We start from the raw sequence: 16,751 nt of genomic DNA, 5'->3' as shown, positions 1-16,751 counted from the left end.
CGCCGCGCGGTCTGACTGCTTGCCCCCGACGTGCGCTCGGGACAAAAGCCGTCCTCCCTCAGGCTTCCTCCGGAGCGCGTGCGCTGTACTGGGTACATGCCTAAGATAGTCGACCGAAAAGTCCACGGAGACGACCTTCTGTACGATTTCTTTCAGCATGTATTGGGAGACGACGACGAAGCCTTCGCGGCGGTCCCACAGCTCCTGATTGAAACCATGGGCATCTGGTTGCCCCTCGACGTTTACGAGGCCTGGCCCGTCCTACTTCCATTTGTCGTTCGGGACCCGAATTGTTGGCCAAATAGGGCTCAGCGGCGCCCGGAGGCATGGGGCAGCCCCGACGATCGCGGGTACCTTCGCGATGACAACTCACTCATCAAGAGCCTGCCGCGATCCCTACGGGTCGTCGGCCCGCGCACCAGGAGAACGACCGGCGCCCGCATGGGAACCGAGTTTGTCGCCGCGCACGTGTGGCGCACGGTCGTCGGCACGAACGCACTGGCCAGCCGGATCGCCGCCCTGAACTCATTCGTACCGAACCTAGCGTGGCTCCCTGGCCAGATCGCGAAGCTAACGGACCGTGAGGGAAGCATCGTTCAGCAGACAGTCCAGGCGATCTCCTGGGAGATCTATCGGGACGCTCCGGTCGCCACCCATCTGCGAGAAGTCACGGAGGCATGCTGGAGCGCGCTCGCTCCATCCTCCCGGTCGATCGCTCACGTCAACATCGACAACCTCAACTGGTTCCAGTCGACCTCGGGGTTCTTCGCGATACGTGAGGCGCGCCTGCGCACGGTCATCGACGCCCTCCGCCTCGCCCAGCAGGGCTTACCGATCAACAAGAAGATCGTTACGTCGCGTTACTCCGAAGGGTTGCCACGCGTCCCGGAGGAAGCGCTGGCTCAATTGGTCGAAGCGCTACAGCGATACCTCCGCTGAGAAACACTCGGGTGCCGGACGATGTCAGATCGGCGCCAAACCCTGACTAGCGAACCCGCGGTCGCCCTCCGCCCGGGCGCTAACACACCTTCGGTGGGGACGGCATCGTTGACGGCGTCAACCATTAGTGCCTCGATCTCGCTTATTTACGCTGGTCAGAGGCATGGCGGTAGTGGAGGTGGCGGGAATCGAAGGCGATACGGCGAGTGCCGGCGGACGATGACGAACGTCTGATCTGCGGGTCCGCGATCGCGGATCCGTCGATCCCGACCCGATTCGAGCTGATCCGTTGACGTGGTCAACACGAGGCTTGATTTGCTTGCCGCCAAGGGGCGGGCGGCCCTCCGGGTCGGGTGCCGGGATCCCTGCGGCGTCCGACCCACCAAGCGAGTGTCCCACGCCGTCGCCGAAACGACGTTCATCTGTTGAGCGCCGCCGACGATGAACCCGAAGGGGTGCTGCCTCGTGTCCGAAGGGAGGGCTGTGCGCCGATGCCGGCCCCGGATCGAGGAGGCGTAATTCATGTCTGCCAGATCGACCTTCATCGGAGCTTCACTCTCGGCGGTCCTCGTGCTGGCCATCGCGGGCCCCGCGGCCGCGAACGACGACAACCACGACCACGACCACCACCACGGCGGGCACCAGGCCGCCTTCCAGCAGGTGAACCTCGTCGCCGACCTTCCCGGAGTCGCGGCCACCACCGACCCCGAGCTCGTGAACCCGTGGGGACTCTCCCGGGGGACCAACACTCCTGTGTGGGTCTCGGACAACGGGTCCGACGTGACGACGGTCTACCGGACCGACGTCGCGGGCAGCCCCGTGACGAAGGCGCTCAGCGTCGCCATCCCCGGCGGCGCGCCGACCGGACAGGTCTTCAACGACACGACCTCGTTCGTCGTGCCCGGGACCGGTCAGCCGGCGCGGTTCATCTTCATCGGTGAGGACGGCGACCTGTCCGCATGGAACGGCGGAGCGTCCGCCATCGCCGTCGGGCACGTCGACGGTGCGATCTACAAGGGCCTCGCGCTGGTGCACGCTTCCTCCGGGCCGCTCCTGCTCGCCGCCAACTTCCACGCCAACCGGATCGACGTGTTCGACGGGTCGTTCGCGCCCGTTCCGACGGCACCGGGGATGTTCCACGACCGGTTCCTGCCCCAGGGCTACGCACCGTTCAACGTCGCCGAGATCAACGGCAAGGTCTTCGTGACGTACGCGAAGCAGGACGCGGTCGGCAAGGACGACGTCCGCGGCCAGGGCCACGGGTTCGTCGACGTCTACTCCGACGCCGGCCGGTTCCTGCAGCGCTTCGCCACTCGCGGTGCGCTCGACTCGCCGTGGGGGCTAGCGGTCGCACCGGCGTCGTTCGGCAAGCTTTGCCGGTGACCTGCTGATCGGCAACTTCGGTGACGGTCGCATCCACGCCTTCGACCTGCCGAGCGGGCACCCGCGGGGCACCCTGCGGGGCACCGACGGTCGGCCCCTGACGATCGAGGGCCTCTGGGGACTGATGGTCGGTGACGTCGTGGCCGGCGGAACCGACTCCGTGTGGTTCAGTGCCGGACCGGGCGGCGAGGAGCACGGCCTGCTCGGCCTGCTGAGGGCCGCCCCGTAGCACCACCACGGGCGGTGACGCCGAGCTCGGCGGCCCCGCAGCGGCTGAAAGCGTTCGTCGCGCGCGCGACGCGCGACGAACGCTTCACGGCAGGCGTGCGGGGTGCCCTCGGGTCAGTGGCCATCGGTGCCGACTGTCGGCCGCAGCTGGTAGTGCTTCATCTCCTGGATTGCCGCGAAGAACGGCCGGACGGCGGCGAAGAACTCCCCGAACGCCGGGCTCGTGCGGAAGCCCTGCTCGTGGCCGTCGACCGAGTCCCACTCGATCCGCACGATGAAGTGCTCCGGCTCCTCCACGCCCCGCGCCATCTCCCACCGCGCGCAGTGCGGATCAGCGTCCAGCACCCGCCCGGCCCGACGATACGCACGCTCGAACTCATCGGCCTGCACAGGCGGCACGACGTAACGGATGTACTCCACGACCACGGCGAGCCTCCCTCGTTCTGCTTCAACAATACGATACTGTATTGGAGTGTCAGAGACTACCGCCAGTCCGCAGCGCCACGGTCGAGTTCGCGACCCGGAGATCGACGCCCGCATCCTGGCCGTGGCCAACCGCCACCTGTCCCGCCACGGCTACGAAGCGATGTCGGTTGCCGCGGTCGCCCAGGAGGCGCGCACCACCCGGCAGGCGCTGTACCGGCGCTGGCCGACCAAAGCCAGCCTCGCGGCGGCGGCCCTCAGCGAAACAGGCGAGGATCCCGACACCGTCATGTCGCAGGACCCGCTCGCTGATCTGATCGCCGAGCTGGTCAACTTCCAGCAGGCCGTCTCCCGGCCAGGACGACTGTCCCTGGTCGGCACCATGCTCCAAGACAGCACGGCACCCGAAGCGCTCGTCCGGTACCGAGGTCACGTCATCGCCCCTCGCCGCGCCCGCATCGCTGCGATCCTCGAGCGGGCACGACAGCTCGGCCAGATCGACCCGACCGCCGACCTCGAGGTCGCCGTCACCTTGTGCACCGGTTCGTGGTACGCCCGCGCGCTCGCCGGGTCACCACCGCCCGCCGAGTGGCCCACCCGCGCAGCCACTCTGGTCTGGCGCGCCGTAGGCGGCAGCACACAAGATCGGTATCACGCCCCCGCATAGTCCCCGCCGGCTCGGGGCGACAGTCGCGCCGGCCGGGGCCCCACGGCACTGACGTCCGGCGTGCCGGGTTCGCCAGTAAGCAGCCTGGGTGCAATTGCCCACGCACTGCAGCAGTCAATCCTCGCGCTGCTCTGGAGCGCCGATCCGGTGCCGGTCCTCTGCCCTGTACCGGCCCGGCGTGGTGCCGACCTCGACACGCACGCCACCGACGTGCTGCAGCTTTCGACCGGGCTCAAATCAGCGATGCGACGCTGGTCGGGCACAGCTATGCCGGGATGGTCATCGCGGCGGCCGCGGACCGCGCCGCCGGCCGGGTCTCGCGCCTGGTCCACCTTGACGCCTACGTCCCGCGCGACGGCGAGTCGTGCTGGTCCTCGACGACCGAGGACTACCGGCAGGCGTTCGTCAGCGGTTCCGCATCTTGCGGCTATGCGGTCGATCCCCCGTTCCGCCAGCCCGACGGGGGCGATCCTCGGCGCCGCCCCCACCCCCTCGCCTCGCTCCTGCAGACGGTCCGCCTCACCGGAGCGGTCGGCCACATCGCCCGGCGCGACTTCGTCTACTGCTCAGGGTGGGACGGCACACCGTTCACGGACCTGCGCACCCGACTCGCGGCGGACCCCGCCTGGCGGGTCCACGACCTGCCCACCCGCCACAACGCGATGCGCGAGGACCCTGGAGCAGTCGCCTCATTGCTGCTCGACGAAGGCACCTGACGAGGCGCACCTGCGGCCGCGCGATACGGGAGTGCCGAATCCGCCCTCGTGCGGTGGGACCAGCGGTGGCCATTGGTCACCACGTGCCCGCCGCCCGGCGGCCAGCCGTGGCACGCAGGTCGACCACGTCGCCGACCTGCGATGTTGACGCGGACCGTTGACAGCGTCAACCATTGGCGCGTCTATCGCGCGCATCTACGCAGGTCACAGCATTGCGAATAGTGGAGGTGGCGGGAATCGAACCCGCGTCCGGTGACGCAGTACCAGGGATTCTCCGGGTGCAGCCTGCTGTGATTTTCTCGGCCCCCACGCTCACACAGGCATGTACGTGGACGGGCTCAGTCGGCTAAAAGTCCCGGAAATCCCACCGACGAGGATTTCCAGCAGTGGCTCTCTAGATGACGCTGGTTACTGAGTCGAGAGCGTACTCAGGCCAACGGACTTCGGGGCTCGCTCAGGCGGCGAGGGCGAAGTCGGTGCGGTTGGAATCGGCACCTATGGTTTTGCACGGAGCGTTGACGAGATAACCGTGCGTCCTCGACCCGCTTCTCCTGGTTCGACGATCACCGTCGAAACCGATCACCCCCATGTTCAGTTATCAAGACCGCCCGAAGGCGACAGAGCCCAGTCTAGTGCCCTGCCGCCTCCAGGTCGTGCAGATACCCGCGTCAGGCGGCCGGGCCCTGGATCAGTGTGACGGTCGCGGAGTGCGCCGAGCCGTCGACGCTGGTCCACGCGAACGCCACCTTGTCGCCGGGCTGGTAGGCGGCGATCGCCGCGGACAGCTCGTCGGAAGCGAGACCGCCTTGCCGCCCACCGAGGTGATCGTGTCGCCGGCGGCCAGGCCGGCCTGGGCGGCGGGCGTCCCGTCGACCACGCCCTGGAGCGTGGCCGTGCCGTCGCCGGTCAGGGACACACCCAGGAACGCCGGGTAGCCCTGGACGATGCCGTTTGCGGTCGAGCCCTGCTCGATGTGGATGACGATGGCCAGGGCGTCGGAGATGTCGATGGCGAAGGCCGTCACGGTCGACGACTGGCTGGTGGAGGCCGCGGTCGTCATGCCGACCACCTCGCCCTGGGAGTCGATCAGCGCACCGCCGGAGTCGCCGGCGACGACGGCCGCCGAGAACTCGATGAGGCCGTTGAGCGTCTCCGGGGACGAGCCGGACTCGTCGGTCGCGGTCATGCTCTGGTCGGTGGCCAGCACGGAGCCCGCGGCAGCGACCAGGTCCCCGGTACCCGCGGCGTTGCCGATCGCCGTGACGGTGTCGCCCGTGGTCACGCCGTTGTCCTTGTCGAGGGTCACCGGCGTCAGGCCGCTGGCGCCCTGGAGCTGCAGGAGGGCGACGTCGTGGGTGGCGTCGGTGCCGACGACCTTGGCCGTGTAGTTTGGCCCGTCGACTCGTCGGTAACCTGGATGGACGTCGAGCCCGCGACCACGTGGTTGTTGGTGAGGATCAGGCCGTCGGACGACAGGATCATGCCGGTGCCGGCGGCGGCCGCGCCCTGGTAGCTCCTCGGTGTCGATGGTGACCATGCCGACCGTCTGGTCGGACGACGCCGCGACGGCGGGGGTCTGGGCGTCGGCGGAGGAGCCGCCCTGGCCCGCGTAACCCTGCGCGGAACCGGAACCGGAACCGGAACCGGAACCGGAGCCCGAGCCCGAGCCGCCCTGGTCCGAGTACCCGAACCCCGGCGGGAAGAAGGACGCGCCCTGGACGGACGTCCCGGAGGCGGTGGCGGGCGTCGCCGTGCGGCCGTCGAGCGCGTAGGCAGTGCCCGCGCCGGCGGCGAGGCCGAGCACGAGGGTGCCGCCGGCCAGACCCAGGAGCAGCCGGTGACGACGAAGCCCGGTCGAGGCAGAAGCTGTCGGTTCTGCGGTGCTGGTGTTCTCGTCCATGGTCCTGACCTCCCGGATCGCCACCTCGGTGGTGGCTGCTAGGACTACAGAACCGCGTTCACCCGAAAGGCCCCTGGGCCTTGCCCGAGAGAAACCTGTGGAAGTCAGGCAGTCCAGTGCGGGTCGCGGCCGAGGTAGCGGAGCAGCTCCGCGGCGGCGCCTTCCGCGGACGAGGACGCCGGGACCTCGGCGGCGTACGCACCCCACTGACGCAGCGGCTCGACGAGGGCTCGCGCCGTCGGCAGGATCAGGGCGGCGAGGTCGTCGTCGAGCGGCGAGTCCTGGCCGACGGCCATCGCGATGTCCCAGGCGTGCACGGCCGCGTCGAGGGCGGCGGCGCCGGCGGCGGTGGCGGCGGGCAGGACGCCCTGCGGGAGCGGGGTCGCGGCCGTGCCGTCGGGGTCCACGGCGGCATAGGCGCGCGAGCTCGCGTCGATGGCGGGGCCGACGAGCTCGAGCGGCGTCGCGTCGAGCACGCCGTCGGGCGCGAACGGGTCAGCCGTCGGTCCGTCGGAACCCGTCAGGAAGAACGCGTACGCGCGCTGGTCGCCCGCCGCGTGCTGCAGCACCTGGGCCACGTCCCACTGCTCGCAGGGCGTCGGGCGGGTCAGGTCGGCCGGGGTCAGGCCGGCGGTCGTGGCCCGCAGGGCGGCGTGGGCGCGATCGAGGACGTCGAAGCCATGGGAAGACCTCCAGGTCGGGAACGGAATGCTTCCTTCCGTCTGAGACCAGACTAGCGGAACGGTACGTTCCGTTCAAGTGATAGGGTCGTCGACATGGAAGCGCTCAGCGGACGACGCGGGCAGGCCGCGCGCAACGACGTCACGATCCTCGAGGCCGCCCGGGCGGTGCTGACCGCCGACCCCACCGCCCCCGTGTCCACCGTCGCGCAGGCCGCCGGCGTGGGCATCAGCGCGTTCTACCGGCGCTACCCCAGCAAGGAGGCCCTGCTCGCCCAGCTCTGCCTCGACGGGCTGCAGGAGTACCTCGCGATCGCGCACGCGGCGCAGGCCCTCGACGACCCGTGGGAGGCGTTCGCGACCTTCGTCCGCAGGATCGTCGCCGCCGACGTGCACGGGCTGACCGTCAACCTGGCCGGCCGGTTCGTGCCCACCGACGAGCACCGCGACCTCGCGGCCGCGTCCGGGCGGCTGGCCGAGCAGATCCTCGGCACCGCCCAGGACGCGGGCACCGTCAGGAAGGACCTCGACCCGCAGGACCTCGCGATGATCTGGGAGCAGCTCACCGCGATCCGGCTCGGCGACGCCGACCGCACCGCCGCGCTGCGTCGCCGCTACGTCGAGATCCAGCTCGAGGGCCTGAGGCCGTCCGCGACGACGCTCCCGGAGGACGCCCCGACGGCCGGCGAGCTCGGTGCCCGATGGGTGCCGCGTCAGCCCGCCGACAGCACGTCCGCCAGGTCGTAGCTGACCGGCTCCTCGAGCTGGGCATAGGTGCACGACGACGGGTCGCGGTCCGGGCGCCAGCGACGGAACTGGGTGGTGTGGCGGAAGCGGTCGCCCTCCAGGTGGTCGTAGGCCACCTCCACCACCAGCGACGGCTCGAGCGGCACGAACGACAGGTCCTTGCCGCGCGACCAGCGGCTGCCCTCGGCCTCGCGCGGCGTCCGCCCCTCGGCGGCGTAGTTCCAGGGATGGCCGTCCAGGGTGGTCACCAGCGGCGCGAGCTCGGTGACCAACGACCGACGCCGCGCCATCGGGAACGACGCCGCCACCCCGACGGACGCGAGCACGCCGTCCGCCGTGTACAACCCCAGCAGCAGCGACCCGAGAGCATCAGGCCCGGACGCGTGCGGCCGGTACCCCGCCACCACGCAGTCGGCGGTCCTCTCATGCTTGATCTTCTGCATCGTCCGCTTGCCCGGCTGATACAGGGACGCAGGGTCCTTGGCGACGATCCCGTCGAGCCCGGCACCCTCGAACTGCGAGAACCACCGCTCGGCCACGGCGAGGTCGGACGTCTGGGCGGTCACCGAGACCGGTCCGTCCCCGCGCACGATGCCCTCCAGCCGCGCTCGGCGCGCAGAGAAGGGAAGCGACGTCAGGTCCTCGTCGTCAAGAGCGAGCAGATCGAAGAGCACGAGCCGGGCAGGGGTCTCGACGGAGAGCAGACGCACCCGCGACTCCGCCGGGTGCACCCGCTGGAGCAGCGCCTCGAAGTCCAGCCCGGTGTGCGACGACGACGGCACGATGATCTCGCCGTCGACGACGCACCGTTCCGGCAGGTGCTCCAGGACCGCGGCGACGACCTCCGGGAAGTACCGCTGCATCGGCTTGGTGTTGCGCGAGCCGATCTCCACGGAGTCGCCGTCGCGGAACACGATCGCGCGGAAGCCGTCCCACTTCGGCTCGTACAGCTTGCCGGCGGGAATCGTCGGAACCGACTTGGCAAGCATGGGGTCGACCGGGGGCACGACGGGTAGCACCATGCGCGCTAGTGTGACGCGCCGGCGGGCCGTCCGCAGCCGTGACGCGCGCCGGTACGCTCGTCGCGCGCACGCAAATCCACGGGGGGTCATGTGTCGACGACGGTCACCTGGCGAGACGGGCAGCGGCCCCTCTCGTGCAAGGTCTGCGGCACGCCGTCCGACGCCGCCCTCCTGGGTCTCGTGAACGCACCCGGTGAGGACGCCATCGAGATCGTCCGTTGCCCGGCCTGCGGGTCGATCGACCTCGTCGACGAGGCCCGTGACTCGTCGCCGAACGACGCGACCGTCGACGCCTACCTCGAGGGCGGGGTCGGGCTGGGCGTCATCGCGGCGACGCTGGTCGCCGTCCCGCCGGGACGCGTCAAGCGATTCCTCGATGTCGGGTGCAACTTCGGGTTCTCGCTCGACCTCGGGCGGTTCGCGTTCGGCTGGGACGTGCTCGGCGTGGAGCCGTCGATGGCCGCGGCTCGGGGGTCGCAGGAGGACTCGGCGTGACCATCCTGCAGGAGTACCTCACGGACGAGACGCCGATCGACCAGCCGTTCGACCTCGTGCTCGCCAGCGAGGTGATCGAGCACGTGCCGGAGCCACAGCGGTTCGCGGAGATGCTGCGACGGCGGCTGACCCCGACGGGCACCGTGCTGCTCACCACGCCGGCGGCCGAGATCGTCAGCCCCGACGAGCCTGCGGCCGAGGTGCTGTCCGCGCTGAGCCCGTGGTACCACACCGTGCTGGCCAGCCGGCAGGGACTGCACGACCTGCTGATCCGTGCGGGTTTCGCGTTCGTCGACGTGGTCCGGCAACGTGGCACGCTGCTGGCACTGGCAAGCAACGACCCCGAAGCCCTCCCGCCCACCTGGGAGCGCGGTACGACGCCGGCATTCCTCGAGGACTACTACGCCGCCCGCGCGAGGTCGGCCGCCCCGGGCTCGGCGCTCGCCGGCGGTATGGGGGTGCGTTGGCTGCGGGCGCTGACCAGCCGCGGGGCCTTCGCGGAGGCGAAGGACGCGATCCCGCTCGTCACGTCGATGTTTCGCGCCAGGCACGACATCGACCTCGACGACCCGGAGGCTCTGCTCGCGGACCCGCCCGCGCTCTCGCACCTCGCGGGCGCGGCGTTCGCGATCGGCATGACGTGCCTGCTGCACCGGGAGGACGCCGCACGCGCTGCCACCTACTTCGAGCTGGCGGGAGCTGCCGTCGAGGCGTGGGCGGCACACCACTCCCCCCTGGACCTCGACTCGATCGACCTCCGGTTCCAGGCAGGCGCCCACCGCGCCATCGCACTGGCTCGCGTCCGACCGGCACAGGCGTCGACGCTCGCACTCTCGCTCGGGGACCTGGTCGATACGAGCACGCTCGCCGGCCGGGACCGGGTCGCGGCGCTCCAGTGCCGCGTGCTCGTCGAGATCGTCGCTCGCGGCGCGCTCGAGGAGACGGGAGACCTGGCCGACGTCGTCGCGCGGACAGCGCCCCGGCTCGTGCACGGCGACCCTGCCGCGCGCACGGCGGCTCTGGACGCGCTCTTCTCGCTCGGGATCCGGTCCCTCAACACGGGCGATGCTGTCGCCGCCCGCAGCTGGTTCACGCACGCAGCCCTCGCCGCCGAGCAGCAGCCGGCCGACGACGCACACGCCGCCGCGCTGGCTGCCTCCGCGCGTCACCACATCACCCTCGCCGTCGCCCAGGGCGCGGTGGACGAGCCGACGCCCGCGCTTCATCCGGCGGGCGTCGCCCACCACGCCCTCGACGTCTACTGGTGCGACGCCTCCGGGGTCTACCTCGAGGGCTGGGCGCACGCGGGCGCGGTCCCGGTGTCGGGTGTCTCGGTGCAGGTGGGCGACGTCACCGTGGCGGCTGACCCACGTCCTCGCCTCGACCTCCTGAATCACTGGCCCGACCTGCCCGACGTGACGAGTGCCGGGTTCGCCGCGTACGTGCCGGCGAGCCCGCACTCGCCGATCACGCTCCACCTCCACACGGGGCAGGGCGACCACGTCGTCCCGCTGGAGCTGCCCGGGCACACGCTGCCGTTCCGCGCCGACGAGCCGCAGCGGGCCGACGAAGTGATCGCCCGCATGGTCGCGGTCGCGCCCCCGGGACCAGTACTGGCCCTGGGGTTCCGGGCGGACTCGTCCGAGGTGCTCGACACCCGGCTCGCCGCTCTGGGCGGGCGCGAGGTCGTGACCGTCGACATCCATCCAGGCCTCGGCGTGGACGTCGTCGCCGACGTGCATCGGCTCGCCGACGCGGTCCCGCACGACCACTTCGCGGCCGTCGTGTCGGCCAGCCTGCTGGAGCACGTCGCGGCCCCCTGGCTGGTTGCCGCCCAGATCTCCCGCGTTCTCCAGACGGGCGGGCTCAGCGTGCACGTCGTGCCCTGGACCTGGCCCACGCACGCCGAGCCCAACGACTTCTGGCGGATGTCCGACGAGGGCCTGCGTCAGCTTCGGCCCCACCACCGGATTCGAGCACGTCGACTCGGGCTTCTTCGGCCCCGCAGCAGTCGTCCCGAGCGCCGCGTGGCGCGCCGACTCCATCACCATGCCGAGCCTCGGCGGCCACTCCGGCGCATGGATCGCCGCACGCAAGGTGGACGACAGCGCGGCCTCCGTCGACTGGCCGCTCGACGCAGCGGTCAGTGCCGAGCTGGCACGGCGCTACCCGCTCGACGGACTTGCCCCGGCGGCCCGCGTGCTCCCGTCCGTGGCACACGATGATCTGCCGGCCGAGACGACGATCGACCTCGCACCCGCCCGCGCGTCGTCCGTCGCGCCGACGGTGACCGCGATCGTGCCGGTGTACAACGGCGCGGGCTACGTCGAGGCGGCCCTGCGCTCGATCGTCGGACAGGAGCTTCTGCCGACCGAGATCATCGTGGTCGACGACGGATCGAGCGATGCCTCGGCCGCCGTGGCGGAGGCGTTCGAGTCCCCGGTCCCGCTCAGGGTGGTCCGCCGGGAGAACGGCGGCCAGTCCGCCGCCCGAAACACCGCGGCCGCCCTGGCCGGCGGGGAGCTGCTCGCATTCCTCGACCAGGACGACCTCTGGCATCGGCGACACCTCGCGCGCCTGGTCCGTGCGTACAAGCGCTCACCCGACGTGGGCTGGGCCTACACGGACTTCGACGAGATCGACCACCTCGGACGGACGGTGACCCACTCGTACATCGAGACGGCCGGCCTGTCCCACCCCCACCGCAACCTGCTCGAGCTGCTCGCGGCCGACCTCATGGTCCTGCCATCGGCCTCGCTGATCCGGGCGTCCGCCTTCCACCAGGTCGGCGGGTTCGACGAAGACCTCGTCGGCTACGAGGACGACGACCTGTTCGTCCGGCTGTTCCGCGCGGGTTGGCGCTCCGCCTTCGTCCGCGAGCCGCTCACCAAGTTCCGCGTCCACCCCTCCAGCTCGTCGGCCGGCGCCCGGTTCCGGGCGAGCCGGTTGCGCTACCTGGCCAAGCTGGCCGACGAGGTGCCCGACGACGTTCGGATGCGCCGCTACTACGTGCGTGATCTCGTGGTCCCGCGGATGTTCCAGAACACGTTGGCCGACTACTCCGCTGCGCTGCAGACCGGCGACTACGGCCTGGCTCGGGAGATCGCCACGACCGTCCGGGGTGTCGCCGAGTTCGGCCCCATGACCATGCGCCGACGCCGCGGGCTGATGCTCCTCGACCACCCACGCGCGACCCAGGCCGCGCTCCGCATCAACCGGCACCTGCCCGGGCCGCTGCGACGTGACGTCAACCCGTCGCTGCAGGCCTGACGCGGGGACTACCAGCCGCCACCCCCACCGCCGCCGACACCGCCGCCGGAGAAACCGCCGCCGCTGAACCCTGAGCCGCCGGACGAGCCGGGCGTGGGGGCGGAGATGGACTCGGTGGCGATGCTGGAGAAGCGGTCGAGCGAGCTGGCGAACGTGGATGCCCAGTAGATGTTGGCGCCCGGGTAGTAGCCCCCGACGTACCAGGTGGGCTGCGACATCGTGCGTCCCTGGGCGGCGAGCTCGCTGAACACGCGCGCCCAGCGGTCCGCCAGGCCGAAGATGATCGCGTAGGGGAGGTACCGGCTGAAGATGTCCTCGCCCTCCTCGAACTTCAGCTGGTTGGCCTCGGCGGTCGCCAGGTACCGGCGGAACCCGAGCGACTCGGCGAGCGCGGCCGTGCCGTCGGCGGTCCGAGCGGGCGCCGCCTTGGACATCGCGAGCACCGAGAGGCCGATGATCCCGATCGCGATCGGGACCAGGAGGCTGCCGCGCACGTCGGAGAGCGCGTTGAAGGCGAGGAAGCCGAGGATCCCGGCGACGACGACGAGCGCGATGCCGGCGACCTTCCAGGTCGATCGCACCGACTTGGGGTTGGCGCGGAACCAGCCCTTCGCGGTGACGTCGTCGTAGAGGCCGTCCTGCACCTTGGCCATCGACGCGGCGAACGTGGTCCGCAGGTCCGACAGCTTCACTGTGGTACGCCCGGAGAAGATCTCCGTCAGCAGCGTGTCCTCGAACGGCAGGAGCGTGCCGTCGCGGTTCTTGAGCTGCATCAGGGTCCAGTCCTTGGCCTTCTTGTTCGGGTCGGACCGCGGCACCTCCTCGATGCGCAGCCACCCCCGCACGGCGAGGTCCACCAGGGTCGCGGTGACGTCGACGGGGTCCGCCTGCTCGTCGACGAGCGTGCCCACCTCGCCCGGCACCATGCCCTTCGGCGGCTCGAACTGCACCGACACCGGACCGCGCTTGTCCCGGTACCCGGTGTTGCCGGGCTGCCCGTCGGCGGGCCGCAGGCCGGGTGTCAGACCGAGGTACGCCTGGTCGCGGCCGGCCCGGCGGACGCGTCGGACCGCGTAGAAGACGCCGACGACGAGGACGACCAGGGCGGCGATGCCCAGCGGCGAGACGGGCTGCACCGGCGCGAGCGGGTCGGGCTTCGCGACGAGGTTCGGCTCCGCCCCGGTGAACGTCCCGCCCGGCCAGCCCGTGACGGTGGTGAGCTCGTCGCCGACCGGCAGGAGGTCCTGGGTGAACGTGGCGCCGTTGCCGGCCGGGTCGACCGACGTGCACGGCATGGTCGAGCCGTTGGGGCCGGCGAAGCAGATGGCGTCCTGCACGGCGGCCGGGCCGGTGACCGCCACCGTGACGCCGCCGATCGGGACGTCCCAGCCGGGGCCGATGACGTTCCAGTAGAGCTCGTCGCCGGAGTGCTGCGTGTTCGCGGGGTTCAGCCAGCCGTCCACGGTGAACTGCACGTGGTACGTCTGCACGCCGGAGACGTCGCCGACGTCCGGGTCGCCGATGCGCAGGGTCAGCGCGGTGTCGGACGTCTCCTGGTTGACCTGCGCCGGTGCGCCGGTCAGCTCGACGCCGAGATGTTCGAGTACGTGAACAACCGGTCGTGCTGGTCGTCGTAGTAGACCCGCGTCGGGAACGTCAGGTACGGGCCGTGGCCCGGGTCGTCGCCGAAGTCGAAGTCGAAGTCGAGGTCGACGGTCGTGACGCCGCCGGCCGTGACCGCCGCCGTGACGTCGTACCGGGTGATCTCCCGACCGCTGGTCTGGTCGGGCGCCGCGATCGCCGGTAGAGCGAATGCTGGCAGAGCGAGAGCGACGAGTCCGAGGAGGAGGGCCAGCACGACACCGCCGGCACGCGCCCTCACAGGTCGCGCTTCTCGCGCATGGCGCGCGTCGCCTCCATGTTGTCCTGCCTCTCCCGCAGAGCCTGGCGCTTGTCGTACTCGCGCTTGCCGCGCGCCAGGGCGATCTCCACCTTGGCCCGTCCATCGAGAAAGTACAGGGACAGCGGGATGATCGTCTGCCCCTTCTCGCGCGTCTTGGACTCCAGCCGGTCGATCTCGTCACGGTGCAGCAGGAGCTTGCGCTTGCGCCGCGGTGCGTGGTTGGTCCAGGTGCCCTGGCTGTACTCGGGGATGTGCACGCCCTCGAGCCAGAGCCTCGTGGTTGGTCACCTCGCACCAGCCGTCGACCAGCGAGGCCCGGCCCATGCGCAGGGCCTTGACCTCGGTGCCGGCGAGCACCAGACCGGCCTCGAACACGTCCTCGATGACGTAGTCGTGGCGTGCCTTGCGGTTCGAGGCGATCAGCTTGCGCCCGGACTCCTTGGCCACGGTGGTCGAACCTCGTTCCCAGATCTCGTCGGCACCCGGTGTACCGCCGCCCGAGCCTACCTGGGCGACGCGAGCGCAATGAGGCGACCCCACAGCGTCGCGACGCCGACGGCCGCGCCCAGGAGCACTGCCGCGCCGACGACGTCGAGCACGTAGTGGTTCCCGGTCGTCAGCACGACCGACGCCATGAGGAGCGGGAACAGCCACGCGAGCAGCGAGAGCCTCGGGTGCGATCGGTGCAGCGCCAGCCAGACCGCGTACGCGCACCACGCGGACAGACCCACGTGCAGGCTGGGCATGGCCGAGTAGAGGTTGCCGCCGCCGTGCCGCCCGCCGATGTCGTGCTCGGCGACGATGTCGACGATGCCCGCCAGGGCGAACCGGGGCGGCGAGACGGGCAGCGCCCAGTAGACGGGCAGGATCAGGACCAGCATGGCGACGAGCGCCCGCCGGACGGGGCGGTAGACCTCGGCATGCCGCACGGCCACCCAGACCAGCACGCCGAGCACCGCGAGGTAGTAGGTGCGGTAGACCACCACCGCGAGCCTGATCAGCGCGGGATGCCCCGACAGCCAGGCGTTGACGGGCCGCTCGATGTCCAGGCCCAGAGCGCGCTCGACGGCCTGCACCGTGCGCGCGTGCACCGTCGCCGAGGCCACATCCTGACCGGCGGCCGCGTGCAGGCGGGTGAACACCGCGAACACGAGCAGCAGCCCGAGCGCCTCGACGAGGACCAGTACGGCGGTGCGTCGACGGCCCGCGCGCTCCACGGGGTCACGCTAGCGGTCTCAGACGGGCGGCAGGCCGAGCAGCGGTCGCGGGTTCACGGTCGCGCCGTTCACGTAGACCTCGAAGTGCAGGTGGCACGCGGCCGACGTCCCGGTGTTCCCCGAGTGCGCGATGAGCTGACCCTGCACCACGTGCTGCCCGGCACTGACCGACCAGCTGGTGAGGTGGTTGTAGCTCTCGGACAACGCGTTGCCGTTGACGTACCCGCTGTCCACCATCACCTGGTTGCCGAACCCGAACCGGTTCTTGGTCCACGTGACCGTGCCGGCACGCGCCGCGTAGATCGGAGTGTTGCAGTAGGTGCGCAGGTCGATCCCCGCGTGCAGACGCACGTAGTGCAGGATCGGGTGCATCCGCATCCCGTACTCCGACGTCACGTGGATCGGGCTGACGCTGGTCGGGTTGGCGAACAGCGCGCCCGCGAGGGGCCCCGCCGGGCCGTGCGAGACGCCCGCGGCCGCATCCCTGGCCGCCTGCGCCGCGATCGCCGCCTGCAGCTCGTTCTGGACCTGTGCGGCCTCCGCGTCTGCCGCGGCCAGCTGGGCCTGCAACGACGCCTTCTGCGCGTCGAGCGACGCCTGCTGGGAAACCTGCTGGGCCATCAGGGTGTCGAGCGACTTCTTGGCCGCTGCCGCACTGGCCTTCGCGGCGTCGGCCTCGACCACCTTCTGGTCGGCGTCGGCCTTGAGCGAGGCGATCTTGTTCTGCACGGCCGTGAGTCGCGCCTGGGCGTTCTTGTTCACGGCGTCGCTCGTGTTGAGGGCGTCGAGGATCTGCGACTGCGTTCGCAAGGCCGTGGAGAGCAGGCCGTACCGCTGGACGAAGTCGCTGGTGCTCTGGGAGTCGAGGATCACGTCGAAGCCGGACACCGAGCTTGCCGCCGCCCTTGTACGCCTCGCGGGCCATCTGCCCGATCTCGGCTTGCATCGAGGCGACCTTGGCCGCGTCCTGCGCGATGTCCGCGGTGATCGTCGTCTGCTGGTCCGTGGCGTCCGCCAGCCGCGCGGCGATGATCGCCGCCTCGCGCTGCGCCTTCTCCAGGGCAGCCTTTGCGGCGTCGAGCGCTGCCTGCGCGGCCGGGATCTTGCTCTGGGTGTCGGCCAGCTGCACGGCGAGTGCCTGCAGGCCTGCGTCGACGCCCT

At 70.7% G+C, this 16,751-nt stretch carries 16 protein-coding genes, 1 other RNA gene and 1 pseudogene; 8 read left to right on the top strand and 10 right to left on the bottom strand.

All coding sequences use genetic code 11. The features are described from left to right. Nucleotides 1-441 precede the first annotated feature (441 nt). Both AC38ZX_RS05765 and AC38ZX_RS05760 read left to right on the top strand, forming a co-directional pair. Entirely contained in the window at nt 442-939 is a 498-nt protein-coding gene (locus AC38ZX_RS05765) for a hypothetical protein (protein ID WP_491296657.1), read from the top strand. A gap of 522 nt (nt 940-1,461) precedes the next feature. Continuing rightward, the gene (locus AC38ZX_RS05760; RefSeq protein ID WP_491296656.1) at nt 1,462-2,322 is read left to right on the top strand and encodes a TIGR03118 family protein; all 861 of its coding nucleotides are present in this window, start codon (nt 1,462-1,464) and stop codon (nt 2,320-2,322) included. 342 nt (nt 2,323-2,664) lie between these two features. Here the strand turns inward: AC38ZX_RS05760 and AC38ZX_RS05755 are convergent, their stop codons facing one another. After that, nucleotides 2,665-2,976, bottom strand: a complete 312-nt coding sequence (locus tag AC38ZX_RS05755; protein WP_426594922.1) for an antibiotic biosynthesis monooxygenase family protein — start codon at nt 2,974-2,976, stop codon at nt 2,665-2,667. Here AC38ZX_RS05755 and AC38ZX_RS05750 point away from each other — a divergent pair. Both AC38ZX_RS05750 and AC38ZX_RS05745 read left to right on the top strand, forming a co-directional pair. Continuing rightward, on the top strand, nt 2,960-3,640 hold the full coding sequence (locus AC38ZX_RS05750; RefSeq protein ID WP_491296655.1) for a TetR/AcrR family transcriptional regulator: 681 nt from the start codon (nt 2,960-2,962) through the stop codon (nt 3,638-3,640). The two genes, AC38ZX_RS05755 and AC38ZX_RS05750, sit on opposite strands and share 17 nt — an antisense overlap. A gap of 275 nt (nt 3,641-3,915) precedes the next feature. Further along, nucleotides 3,916-4,356 carry a hypothetical protein gene (locus tag AC38ZX_RS05745; protein WP_426594919.1) on the top strand — a complete coding sequence of 147 codons (441 nt, stop codon included), beginning with the start codon at nt 3,916-3,918 and terminating at the stop codon, nt 4,354-4,356. Between the two features lie 219 nt (nt 4,357-4,575). Here the strand turns inward: AC38ZX_RS05745 and ssrA are convergent. From ssrA to AC38ZX_RS05730, 3 genes are all read right to left on the bottom strand, one after another. After that, nucleotides 4,576-4,943: a transfer-messenger RNA gene (ssrA, locus tag AC38ZX_RS05740) on the bottom strand. Between the two features lie 101 nt (nt 4,944-5,044). Next, entirely contained in the window at nt 5,045-6,256 is a 1,212-nt protein-coding gene (locus AC38ZX_RS05735) for a S1C family serine protease (protein ID WP_491296654.1), read from the bottom strand. A gap of 104 nt (nt 6,257-6,360) precedes the next feature. Beyond that, entirely contained in the window at nt 6,361-6,903 is a 543-nt protein-coding gene (locus AC38ZX_RS05730) for a TIGR03086 family metal-binding protein (protein WP_491297310.1), read from the bottom strand. A 129-nt stretch (nt 6,904-7,032) separates the two neighbouring features. Here AC38ZX_RS05730 and AC38ZX_RS05725 point away from each other — a divergent pair, with 129 nt between their 5' ends. Continuing rightward, nucleotides 7,033-7,683 (top strand): TetR/AcrR family transcriptional regulator, encoded by a 651-nt coding sequence (locus AC38ZX_RS05725; RefSeq protein WP_491296653.1) that lies wholly within the window; start codon nt 7,033-7,035, stop codon nt 7,681-7,683. On the opposite strand, the gene AC38ZX_RS05720 is transcribed toward AC38ZX_RS05725, so the two are convergent. Beyond that, nucleotides 7,650-8,705, bottom strand: coding sequence for an ATP-dependent DNA ligase (locus AC38ZX_RS05720; RefSeq protein ID WP_491296652.1), 1,056 nt, complete (start codon nt 8,703-8,705; stop codon nt 7,650-7,652). The genes AC38ZX_RS05725 and AC38ZX_RS05720 overlap by 34 nt on opposite strands. Before the next feature lie 90 nt (nt 8,706-8,795). Here AC38ZX_RS05720 and AC38ZX_RS05715 point away from each other — a divergent pair, with 90 nt between their 5' ends. From AC38ZX_RS05715 to AC38ZX_RS05705, 3 genes are read left to right on the top strand one after another with little or no spacing between them, the layout of a single operon-like run. Further along, entirely contained in the window at nt 8,796-9,200 is a 405-nt protein-coding gene (locus tag AC38ZX_RS05715) for a hypothetical protein (protein ID WP_491296651.1), read from the top strand. Further along, nucleotides 9,197-11,425 carry a methyltransferase domain-containing protein gene (locus tag AC38ZX_RS05710; protein ID WP_491296650.1) on the top strand — a complete coding sequence of 743 codons (2,229 nt, stop codon included), beginning with the start codon at nt 9,197-9,199 and terminating at the stop codon, nt 11,423-11,425. The genes AC38ZX_RS05715 and AC38ZX_RS05710 overlap by 4 nt, the downstream gene beginning before the upstream one ends. Next, nucleotides 11,412-12,470, top strand: coding sequence for a glycosyltransferase family 2 protein (locus tag AC38ZX_RS05705; protein WP_491296649.1), 1,059 nt, complete (start codon nt 11,412-11,414; stop codon nt 12,468-12,470). The genes AC38ZX_RS05710 and AC38ZX_RS05705 overlap by 14 nt, the downstream gene beginning before the upstream one ends. A gap of 8 nt (nt 12,471-12,478) precedes the next feature. Here AC38ZX_RS05705 and AC38ZX_RS05700 read toward each other — a convergent pair whose 3' ends face one another. The 5 genes and pseudogenes from AC38ZX_RS05700 to AC38ZX_RS05680 form a co-directional block, all read right to left on the bottom strand. Then, nucleotides 12,479-13,960, bottom strand: a complete 1,482-nt coding sequence (locus AC38ZX_RS05700; protein ID WP_491296648.1) for a DUF2207 domain-containing protein — start codon at nt 13,958-13,960, stop codon at nt 12,479-12,481. Between the two features lie 89 nt (nt 13,961-14,049). Next, entirely contained in the window at nt 14,050-14,352 is a 303-nt protein-coding gene (locus AC38ZX_RS05695; RefSeq protein ID WP_491296647.1) for a DUF2207 domain-containing protein, read from the bottom strand. Next, nucleotides 14,349-14,820 (bottom strand): annotated as a pseudogene (gene smpB, locus AC38ZX_RS05690) (SsrA-binding protein SmpB). Before smpB ends, AC38ZX_RS05695 begins: the two are co-directional and overlap by 4 nt. Nucleotides 14,821-14,876: 56 nt before the next feature. Next, entirely contained in the window at nt 14,877-15,590 is a 714-nt protein-coding gene (locus AC38ZX_RS05685) for a phosphatase PAP2 family protein (protein ID WP_426594898.1), read from the bottom strand. Nucleotides 15,591-15,608: 18 nt separating this feature from the next. Continuing rightward, the gene (locus AC38ZX_RS05680) at nt 15,609-16,478 is read right to left on the bottom strand and encodes a peptidoglycan DD-metalloendopeptidase family protein (RefSeq protein WP_491296645.1); all 870 of its coding nucleotides are present in this window, start codon (nt 16,476-16,478) and stop codon (nt 15,609-15,611) included. Between the last annotated feature and the right edge of the window lie 273 nt (nt 16,479-16,751).

The sequence above is a fragment of the Cellulomonas sp. McL0606 genome (assembly GCF_058248365.1).
The sequence above is the reverse complement of the archived record's forward strand: the minus strand, read 5'-3'. Positions and strand labels throughout refer to the sequence as shown.